Raw genomic sequence first — 7,379 nt, forward strand, 5'->3', positions numbered from 1 at the left:
GTTCCTCTCCCGCGGGCGGCCGCCGCTCGGCGGCTCGCTCCGGCTACTTGACGTGGGCCTGGGTGAACGCCCAGGCGTCCGCCACGATGGCGTCCAGGTCCGGACGCCGCGGCGTCCAACCCAGCGCCTGGCGGGCCCGCTCGGCGGAGGCGACCAGCACCGCCGGGTCGCCCGGACGGCGGCCGGCCACCTGCACCGGGATCTCCCGGCCGGTCACCCGCTTCACGGACTCGATCACCTCGCGCACCGAGAAACCGCTGCCGTTGCCGAGGTTGCAGATCAGGTGCTCGCCGGCCTGCGCGGCGTCCAGCGCCAGCAGGTGGGCCTCGGCCAGGTCGGCGACGTGGATGTAGTCGCGGATGCAGGTGCCGTCCGGCGTCGGGTAGTCCTCGCCGAAGACGGAGATGTGCGGACGGATGCCGCGCGCGGCCTGGAAGACCAGCGGGATCAGGTGCGACTCCGGGTCGTGCCGCTCGCCGTACGCGCCGTACGCGCCCGCCACGTTGAAGTAGCGCAGGCTGACCGCGGCCAGGCCGTGGGCGATCGCCTCGCTGGTGATCAGGTGGTCCACGGCCAGCTTGGTGGCGCCGTAGGCGTTGGTCGGCGAGGTCCGCGCGGTCTCGGCGATCGGGCTGACCTCCGGCTCGCCGTAGACGGCGGCGGTGGAGGAGAAGACCAGCTTGCGCACGCCGGCCTTGCGCATCGCGCTGACCAGCTCCAGCGAGCCGGCCACGTTGTTGCGCCAGTACTTCTCCGGGTCCGCGACCGACTCGCCGACCTGGGAGGCGGCGGCGAAGTGCAGCACGCCGTCGAACGAGCCGTCCAGCACGTCGGCGGCGTCCTGGATCCGGCCCTGGACGAAGTCCGCGCCGGCCGGCACGCCCTCGCGGAAGCCCGTCGACAGGTCGTCCAGCACGGTGACCTGGTGCCCCGCCTCCAGCAGGTGGGCTCCGACCACACTGCCGACATAGCCGGCACCGCCGGTGACCAGGTACTTGCTCATGTTGCGACCTCCCGCAGGCGCTGCGCCGCCGCCTCGGGCGACACATCGTTGACGAACGCGTCCATGCCCGATTCCACACCGGCCAGGAACTTCAGCTTGCCTACCGTACGTCGGATCGTGAACAGCTCCAGATGCAGCGCCAGCTCGTCGCCCCCGTGCCTGGGGGCCTGGTGCCAGGCGGCGATGTACGGAGCGGGTACACCGGGGCCGTCGTCGCCGGGGAAGAGCAGGTCGAAGCGCCGCAGCAGGTCGAGGTAGAGGCGCGGGAACTCGGCGCGCTCGGCCTCGTTGAGGGCGGTCAACGAGGTCACCCGGCGGTTCGGGTAGAGGTGGCACTCGTAGGGCCAGCGGGCCGCGTAGGGGACGAACGCCGTCCAGTACTCACCGGCCAGCACCACCCGTACGGGGTCGGCGAGTTCCGCGGCGAGCAGGTCCTCGAAGAGGTTGCGGCCGGTGCGGGCCCGGTGCCCCACCGCGCTGGCGACCATCTTGCTCGTGCGCGGGGTGGTGAACGGGAACGCGTAGATCTGTCCGTGCGGGTGGGCCAGCGTCACGCCGATCTCGGCGCCGCGGTTCTCGAAGCAGAAGACCTGCTCGATGTCCGGCAGGCCGCCGAGCTCCGCGGTGCGGTCCGTCCAGGCGTCCAGCACCAGGCGGGCCTTGGACTCGCTGAGGTCGGCGAAGGAGGCGCCGTGGTCGGCGGTGAAGCAGACCACCTCGCAGCGCCCCACCCCCGGGCGCCCCAACTGCATGGGGACGTCGCGGCCCTCGACGTAGCTGGCCGCGTCGGTGGACAGCGAGGGGAAGCGGTTCTCGAAGACCACCACGTCGTAGTCGGCCGCCGGGACCTCGCTGAGCCGACCGTCCCGGGAGGGGCAGAGCGGGCACTCGTCGGCCGGCGGGTGGTAGGTGCGGGCCTGACGGTGGGAGGCCACGGTGACCCAGTCACCGAGCACCGGATCGCGGCGGATCTCGGCGAAGCTCGCGGCAGGCTCCAGCGGGCGCCGGTCGCGTGCGTCACGCTGCACCGACTCGTCCCGGTCGTAGTAGATCAGCTCGCGGCCGTCCGCCAGCTTGGTCGTGGTCTTCCGCACAGTCTCCGCCCTCGGTGAAGCCGTCCGCCTTCCGCTGATCGCCGTCGGAGATTTCGGGCTCGTCAGGCGCGGCTTCACACATAATCAAACATAACTCATCACCAGTCAACAGACTGTCATGACTGATACCCGAAAAGATGCCGGGATCAGGGGGCTACGGGCGCGCCGAGGGCGCACCGGGCGCCGGTACTGACAGCTTTTCCCAGGCCGCGGCAGGGCGCCGCCCGCCCGCGGCGACCGGGCGGCGGGCCGCCGGGCCCTGGGCGAGGGGGCCGGGACAGGGGGCGGGGACGGGGGCGGAGACGGGGTCGGCGAAGGGGTCAGGGGTGGGGGTGCGGAAGGGGGTGGGTGGTTCGGCCGGTCGGGCTAGTCGCGCACCAGGCGGGCCAGCAGCCCGGTCCGGTCCGCCACCGCCGCCGCCTCCAGCCGGGTGCGGGCGCCGAGCTTCATCAGCACCCGCTGGACGTGCGTGCGGGCCGTACTGGGCGCGATCCCCATGCCCGCCGCGATCTCCTGGGTGTCCTGCCCCTCGGCGATCCGCGCCAGCACCTGCACCTCGCGGCGGGTCAGCGCGCCGAGCAGCCGCAGCGCCTCGTCGTCCGGCTCGCGCACCGGGTGCAGCAGCCGCTCGAAGACCGCCTGCAGCACCTCCACCGCCACGGCCGCCTCCCCGGCCCGCGCGCGGGTGATCGCGCGGTCCACCACCTCGATCCGCTCGTCGCTGCGGACGTAGCCGGCCGCGCCGGCGGCGAAGGCGTTCGCCACCCCGCGCAGGTCGTCCACCGGCCCGAGCACCACCACCGCGACCTCCGGCCGCTCCTGGCGCAGCCGGCGCACCGGTGTGAAGGCCCCCGGCGCCCCCGGGCGCGCCACGCCCAGCAGGCAGACCTCCGGACGGCGTTGCGCCACCAGGTCCGGACCCGCGGCGGCCGGGCAGCCCACCGCCAGCACCCGGTGGCCGCGCACCTGCAGCGCCGCCGCCAGTGCCTCGGCCAGCAAGCGGTGATCGTCCACCACGACGAGCCGTACGCCCAAGGGGCCCTCCCCCGTACCCTGCGCGGAACCGGGTCCACGCGCCGCGTACCGGCCGTACGCCACAGCACTGCTGACGCACCATCACAGCGCATGACGGACCCGGCTCGCTAGATATCGGCCGGTCCGGACGGTGGCAGGAGGATAACGAAAAAGGTCCCCGCCGTGATGGCGGAGACCTTTTCTCGTGGAGCCCCCATGCGGAATCGAACCGCAGACCTTCTCCTTACCATGGAGACGCTCTACCGACTGAGCTATAGGGGCGAACCGGTCGAACGAGGAAGACATTACATGGTCATCGGGGGGATTGGGAAATCCGGTGCCCACCGCCCGGTTCACGCCCCTCGGCGCGGGGCGCGCCCGAGCGGGACCCGGCGCAGGGCGGCCGCCGCACCGGGCACCCCTGACCGGCGGCCCTACACCGCCGGCCCGCCACTGACCGCCGCCGCCCGGCGCCCGGCCGCCGCGGGGAGGCCGGCCTGCCCCCGTGTCAGGTCGCAGCCACCGGTCTCCGGCAGCGCCCGCAGGCAGAGCAGCGACACCACGCCGAGGCCCGCCAGGTACCACCCCACCGGGGTCGCCGTCCCGTACTCGGCGGTGAGCCTGGTGGCCAGCAGCGGCGCCGTCGCACCGCCCACCACGCCGCCGAGGTTGTAGGTGAGGGCCGCCCCCGTGTAGCGCACCCGGGTCGGGAAGAGCTCCGGCAGGTACGCCCCCACCGGACCCAGGATCACTCCCAGCAGCAGGGACGCCCCGGCCAGCCCCAGCAGCATCAGCCCGGAGCGCAGGGTCTCCAGCAGCGGGAAGACCAGCAGCGACCAGCCGGCGGCCAGCGCGCCGGCGACCAGCACCGTTCGTCGCCGGCCCCAGCGGTCGGACCCGCCCGCGCTGCACCAGACCGCCAGCGCCCCCAGCGGCACCGCCAGGAGTTGGAGGGTGAGCATCCGGGTCCGGTCGACCCCCAGGTCGGTGGTGGCGTAGGCCAGGGCGTAGGTGTTGGTCAGGTAGAAGAGGGCGTAGCCGAAGGAGAGCATGCCACCGCCGAGCAGCACCGTCCGCCAGTGCCCGCGCAGCACCTCCAGCACCGGCGCCCCGCCCCGCGGCGCCGACTCGGCCGCCGCGAAGACCGGCGTCTCGGCGATCCGCAGCCGCACGAAGAGCCCGACGCCGACCAGGATCAGCGATCCCAGGAACGGCACCCGCCACCCCCAGCCCGTGAAGTCCGCCCCGGTGAGCCCTGCGGAGAGCGCCAGGAAGACCGTGGTCGCCAGCACCGACCCGGCGGCCGGGCCGAGTTGCAGGTACCCGGCGTACCGCCCGCGGCGGCCCGGCGGCGCGTACTCCGCCAGCAGCAGCGCGGCGCCACCCCACTCGCCGCCCAGCCCGAGCCCCTGACCGAACCTCAGCAGCACCAGCGCGATTGGCGACCAGATGCCCCACTGCGCGTACCCGGGCAGCATCCCCACCGCCGCCGTGCACAGGCCCATCAGCAGCAGTGAGGCGACCAGCACGGCCTTGCGGCCCACCCGGTCGCCGAAGTGGCCGAACACCACGGCACCGACCGGCCGGGCCACGAAGGCCACCGCGTAGACGGACAGGGCGGCCAGCAGCGCACCGGCCGTACCGAGGGCCGGGAAGTACACGTGCCCGAAGACCAGGGCCGCGGCCATCCCGTAGAGGAAGAAGTCGTAGAACTCGATGGCCGTTCCGACGAAGGCGGCAGCCGCCACCCGGCCCAGACCCCCGCCCGCACCGAGGTCCGACCCGTCCCGCCCTGACGCCGCGTCAATCGCCATGCCCCGAGGGTGCCGCGCCGAGGTCCCGGCCGGCAGCCGCCGCCCGGGTGACGGGGGCGCATGCCGTTCGTACACGCCCCGGGGTCGCACGCCCCCTACCAGCACAACCACCGGATCCACCAGCCCCGTTGGCCCCACCAGCCCCAACCGCCCCAGCCGACCGGCACCCCGCCCTCCAGTCGGCCGGATCACGGCCGGCCGAGGCGTGCCCGGCCGACTACCCTGGCGTCGATGACCACGCAGCGTGCACAAGCGACCACCCAGAGCGGAAGGGGGGCGGAGGTCCGATGATCGCAGCGAGCGAGAGCGGTGGCGGCTTCCGGGTCCGCCCCGACGCGCTGGAGGCCGCCGGCGCCGACGCCACGGCCCTCGCCGCGGCCCTCCCCACCGAACTCGGCGGCGTCACCGAGGCGGCCGACCGCACCGCGTCCGCCCTGCCCGGCTGGGCCGCCGGCCCGGCCCTGCGCACCGCCACCGACGCCTGGCGGACCCTGCTGACCACCCTGGCCGCCGAGTTGGGCACCCACGGCCGGCAACTCGCCGACACCGCCCGGCAGTACCGCGACGGCGACACCTCCGCCGCCTCACCCTTCACCGGCCTGGCCGCCACCCGCCCGCTGCCCGCACCGCCGACCGCACCGCCCGGCCCCTTCCCGCCTCTCGCGCCGCGGCCCGGCACCGTCGGCGCCGACCCGTTCGCCCTCGACCCCTTCGGCACCACGCTGCACCCCGGCGCCCCGCCCCCGGTGGGCGGCCGGTCCGAGGACCGGGTGGGCCGCTGATGGACCTCGCCGGCCTCCAACAGGCCGACCCGGACGCGCTCCAGGAGTGCGCCGCCGCCTACGACCGGCTCGCCGAGGCGTTCCGCCGACACGTCGAGGAGTGGCAGTCCACGGTCGTCGCCCGCACCGACGACTCCGGCTGGCTCGGCACCGCGGCGGACGCCTGCCGCTCCGCCCTCGCCCGCACCGACGCCCGGCTCACCTCCGCGCGCACCGAGCTGCTGCTGATCGGCGCCACCCTGCGGGCCGGCGCCGAGGCCGTCCGACTCGCCCGCGGCCAGCTGCTGGCGGCCCTGGCCGAGGCCACCGCCGCCGGCCTCGCCGTCGACGCCGACGGCCGCGTCACCCGCCCCACCCGCACCGAGGGCGACCGCCACGACCCCGACGCCCGCAACTGCCCGCCGCAGGCCCGGCAACTCGCCGAACGGATCGGCTCCGCGCTGGCCGACGCCGCCACCGCCGACCAGGCGCTGGCCGACCGGCTGCTGGACTTCGCCCGCTGCGCCACCGACGGCTCCGGCCTCGGCTACCGCGGCTTCGCCCCCGACCCGCTCGCCCCCACCATCACCGTCCCCGACCTGCTCGGTCCCGCACTGCCCGCGCCCGGCGCCCCGCCCCAGGCGGTCAACGCCTGGTGGCGTTCGCTGCCCGTCGCCGAGCAGCAGCGCCTGATCACCGCCCACCCCGAGCTCATCGGCAACCGCGACGGCCTGCCCGCGACCGCCCGCGACCAGGCCAACCGGATCGCGCTGACACGCTACCTCGCCGACTACACGGCCCGCGGCCCGCTCAGTGCGCAGGAGCGGAGCAAGCTGGACGGCTTCCGGGCGATCCGGGACCGGCTCGCGCAGAGCCCGGCCGATCCCCCGGTCCTGCTCTACGGCCTCTCCGACCAGGGCCAGGGTCGCGGCATCCTCTCCTTCGGCAACCCCGACACCGCCACCGACATCGCCGCCTACGTCCCCGGTCTCGGCACCGAGCTCAGGAACGTCGGCGGCAAGGACGCCGACCGGGCGCGGAACCTCTGGTCGGCCGCGCGCGCCGCCGACCCGGCCAGGAGCCCGGCGGCGATGGTCTGGCTCGGCTACGACCCGCCGCCCGGTGTCGACCGGCTCGACCCGCAGACCCTGGGCGTGCTGGGCCAGGCCAGGGCCGAGGCGGGGGCCGCGAGCTACGACCGCTTCCTGGCCGGCCTGCGCGCCGGCCACGAGGGACCGCCGCCCCATCTGACCGCGCTGGGGCACAGCTACGGATCGCTCACGGTCGGTCTGGCGGGCCGGCGCCCCGGCGGGACCGGCGCGGACGACATCGTCCTGGTCGGCAGCCCCGGCACCGGCGCCGAGCGCGCCGCGCAGCTGGGCGTCGACCCCGACCGGGTCTGGGTCGGCGCCGCCGACAACGACCCCGTCTCCTACCTGCCCGGCCCGCTCGGCGAGTTGGGCGGCGACCTCAACCAGCGCTGGTTCGGCAAGGACCCGGCCAGCGCGGAGTTCGGGGCCCACCGGTTCGAGGTGGCCGACGGCCCGTCGGGCAGCTTCGCCGCGCACTCGGACTACCTCGATCCGAGCGGTGGCCCCTCGCTCGGCACGGTCGGCGCGATCGTCACCGGCCACCGCGACCGGGTGGGGCCGCAGCCGCCCCGCTGACGCCCCCGGGCGGGGGGCGGGGCGCG

The 7,379-nt window shown here is 75.3% G+C and carries 6 protein-coding genes and 1 tRNA gene; 2 read left to right on the top strand and 5 right to left on the bottom strand.

The features are described 5' to 3' along the window. Positions 1-43: 43 nt before the first annotated feature. The 5 genes from galE to ABD323_RS23180 form a co-directional block, all read right to left on the bottom strand. Positions 44-1,003 (bottom strand): UDP-glucose 4-epimerase GalE, encoded by a 960-nt coding sequence (galE, locus tag ABD323_RS23160; RefSeq protein WP_344443822.1) that lies wholly within the window; start codon positions 1,001-1,003, stop codon positions 44-46. Then, the gene (gene galT, locus ABD323_RS23165) at positions 1,000-2,097 is read right to left on the bottom strand and encodes a galactose-1-phosphate uridylyltransferase (RefSeq protein WP_344443824.1); all 1,098 of its coding nucleotides are present in this window, start codon (positions 2,095-2,097) and stop codon (positions 1,000-1,002) included. Before galT ends, galE begins: the two co-directional genes overlap by 4 nt. Positions 2,098-2,463: 366 nt before the next feature. After that, a complete protein-coding gene (locus ABD323_RS23170; RefSeq protein WP_344443825.1) occupies positions 2,464-3,132 on the bottom strand; it encodes a response regulator transcription factor in 669 nt (222 codons plus the stop codon). 185 nt (positions 3,133-3,317) lie between these two features. Continuing rightward, positions 3,318-3,393 (bottom strand) — tRNA-Thr (locus tag ABD323_RS23175). Positions 3,394-3,545: 152 nt separating this feature from the next. Next, a complete protein-coding gene (locus tag ABD323_RS23180) occupies positions 3,546-4,925 on the bottom strand; it encodes an MFS transporter (RefSeq protein WP_344443826.1) in 1,380 nt (459 codons plus the stop codon). Positions 4,926-5,212: 287 nt separating this feature from the next. On the opposite strand from ABD323_RS23180, the gene ABD323_RS23185 reads away from it, so the two are divergent. Further along, positions 5,213-5,707: a hypothetical protein gene (locus ABD323_RS23185; protein WP_344443827.1), complete on the top strand. Its 495-nt coding sequence runs from the start codon at positions 5,213-5,215 to the stop codon at positions 5,705-5,707. Beyond that, positions 5,707-7,353: an alpha/beta hydrolase gene (locus tag ABD323_RS23190; RefSeq protein ID WP_344443828.1), complete on the top strand. Its 1,647-nt coding sequence runs from the start codon at positions 5,707-5,709 to the stop codon at positions 7,351-7,353. Before ABD323_RS23185 ends, ABD323_RS23190 begins: the two co-directional genes overlap by 1 nt. The last annotated feature ends 26 nt before the right edge of the window (positions 7,354-7,379 follow it).

Origin of the sequence: Kitasatospora nipponensis (genome assembly GCF_039528135.1) — a bacterium.
GTDB classification, from domain to species: domain Bacteria; phylum Actinomycetota; class Actinomycetes; order Streptomycetales; family Streptomycetaceae; genus Kitasatospora; species Kitasatospora nipponensis.